1 protein-coding gene is annotated in these 2,092 nt (G+C 34.7%); it reads left to right on the top strand.

From position 1 onward, the window contains the following. The first annotated feature begins 414 nt into the window (after positions 1-414). Positions 415-1,662: an erythromycin esterase family protein gene (locus tag KIH41_RS17990; RefSeq protein WP_214163333.1), complete on the top strand. Its 1,248-nt coding sequence runs from the start codon at positions 415-417 to the stop codon at positions 1,660-1,662. The last annotated feature ends 430 nt before the right edge of the window (positions 1,663-2,092 follow it).

Here is a 2,092-nt window from a genome sequence, read left to right as displayed (position 1 = left end):
CCCTCGCCGATGAAGACGTAGCCCATGGTGTTGCCAAACTCATCAGCCCGCTGTTCGACATTTGTAATGTTGAACCACAGATAAATGGGATTTGTAATCCTCATTAGGATAGGATTGCAAATACCCTTTAACAGGCCCCGCCGCACCTGGTTGCCGTACCTGCGGGCAAGATCGGGATTGCAAATCCCAAAAGCTATAAGGCTCAAAGAAACTTTAAGCATAGTGTCCCACCGCAAGTACATGAAGGGTTTTAGGCCCATTTTGCACTAGATTAAATCAAAATGACTGGGACCTACATACAACTATTGCCTTAAAATAAGTTAAATAATAGAAGTGATCTTTATTCTTTATTTTTTTAATCCTACATTTATTGGAACAAATTGATATCTATTTTTAAATAAAAAGTAATTTCAAATGAAAAGATCATTATTTTATTTTATTGTAATTTATCTTGCTAGTCCATTTTTGTCCTATTCTCAGGATGTGAGTTTCACTAAAGAAATTAAATATATAGATCCAGTGGATTATGTAGACGATCTTTTTGATATTTCTAAACATTTTGATGAGAAGAAAATAATTGCTGTTGGAGAAGCTACGCATGGTACAAGTGAATTTTATAGATTCAAACACCGGTTATTTGAGTTTTTAGTGAAAAATCATGGGTTTAGATTGTTTGGTATTGAAGCTGGATTTGGGGAGGTGTACCGAATAAATGAATATTTAAGCACTGGAGTTGGAAACCCCAAAGAATTAGTGAGTGATATTGGGTTTTGGACCTATAGCACAGAAGAAGTGTTGGACTTGGTAAACTGGATGAGGTCTCATAATGAAGAAAATCCTTCTGATCAAATTAATATTTACGGTTTTGATTTTTTGCCTTTAGAAATATTGAAAAATGTTTTGACATTGCTTGAAGATTATGAATTTGAAGGTGCCAAATATCATAAAGATTTGCCCGATAATTTTAAAAAGTATTATGTTGTAAGCAAAAAGGAGAAGAAGGCATTGAGAAAGACAATTGCTAATATTGGTTCTGAATATAGGAGATTTAGCAGACGAAATACTATCGATTCTAAAGATCATTATTTGATATTACACCATTTTAATATGTTAGATCAATTTTTTTCAATGTCAAATAAGAAATTGTCTAGAGGATATTATAGAGATAAAAAAATGGCTGAGAATATTGAATGGGTAATGAACCATGAGGATCAAAATAAAATGTTTATTTGGGCTCATAATAATCATATTCATAAAAAGACTTATTTTTTAAACTATAAATCAATGGGACAACATTTAAAAAAGAATCATGGTCAGGGTTATTATGCATTGGGGCTAACATTTAACCAAGGGTATTTCAATGCCATAGATTACGAGACCAGAAAGTTAAAAGAGTTTTACATAAGAGATACGTTGAGTAGTTCTTTGGGAAGTAAGCTTGAGGTGTTTCCATATAATAATGTTTTCATTGATTTAAATAGGTTGGAACAGAAGGAGAAAAAGAATAATTATTTTGACAAGAAAGCAACAACAATTTCTATTGGTGCACTTTATAACCCTAGGTATAATTTCAATAAATCCGAAGGTTTATCAAAAAGGTTTGACGGGGTCGTACACATGAAAAATACAACTAGTGCGGTTCAGATTGATGAAAGGAATTGAATAGCATATTAAGTTAAATTTCTTGAGATTGAAACCTAATATGTGATGTTTCAGCTGTTGCGGTTTCCCCTGATCGATAGTCGTTCCGAAGGTTCCTGCTGTTCGGTCTCGAAGAGCGGGAGATAGCGCCTNCACATGAAAAATACAACTAGTGCGGTTCAGATTGATGAAAGGAATTGAATAGCATATTAAGTTAAATTTCTTGAGATTGAAACCTAATATGTGATGTTTCAGCTGTTGCGGTTTCCCCTGATCGATAGTCGTTCCGAAGGTTCCTGCTGTTCGGTCTCGAAGAGCGGGAGATAGCGCCTAATCCCTCTTTCTAGGGGCGAAAAATTTTTCGCCCCTAGAAAGAGGGATTTCGTCAGAATATCCATCATGACCCATAAAACTCATCCCCCTCCCAATTCATCGGGTTATTTCTGATGTA

This window comes from Litoribacter ruber (genome assembly GCF_018500185.1).
Classification (GTDB): Bacteria; Bacteroidota; Bacteroidia; order Cytophagales; family Cyclobacteriaceae; genus Litoribacter; species Litoribacter ruber.
The sequence above is the reverse complement of the archived record's forward strand: the minus strand, read 5'-3'. Positions and strand labels throughout refer to the sequence as shown.

Coding starts and splice junctions, on each gene's coding strand:
- KIH41_RS17990 (WP_214163333.1), top strand. CDS start 415: ATGAAAAGATCATTATTTTATTTTATTGTAATTTATCTTGCTAGTCCA.